The sequence below is a fragment of the Psychrobacter sp. TB20-MNA-CIBAN-0197 genome, assembly GCF_040309765.1.
GTDB classification, from domain to species: domain Bacteria; phylum Pseudomonadota; class Gammaproteobacteria; order Pseudomonadales; family Moraxellaceae; genus Psychrobacter; species Psychrobacter submarinus.
In genome coordinates this window covers 1-275 of record NZ_JBEOPC010000507.1, presented here as the reverse complement: position 1 = coordinate 275, position 275 = coordinate 1, and the positions used below count along the sequence as shown (strand labels likewise).

Sequence of the window (275 nt, the reverse complement as noted above, 5' to 3'; positions counted from 1 at the left end):
GCCATCTATATCGTTTTCTTGCGCGGCTACTTCGTTTAAAAAGTTAAGCGCTTGCTCAAGCGTATAACCGTCGGCTAAGTTGGCGCTTAATGTAATTGCGCGCATACGGTTGTATCGGTTTAAGCGCGATGCGGTTGCTTCTTCTTTTAAGCTGATAAGGCTATCAAGTGGGACTAGTTCACCGCTTCGTGATTTAAGATATATATTTGAAATGTCAGTAGGGTTAGTAAAGTCTTCTTTAGTCCCTTTTAAAATTACATCGTATTCTTCACCAC

General features: G+C 41.1%; 1 protein-coding gene. It reads right to left on the bottom strand.

Annotation, left to right across the window (positions count from 1 at the left end):
- The coding region (locus AAEY83_RS14710) for an efflux RND transporter permease subunit (RefSeq protein ID WP_351060035.1) at window positions 1-275 on the bottom strand (275 nt) is incomplete at both ends.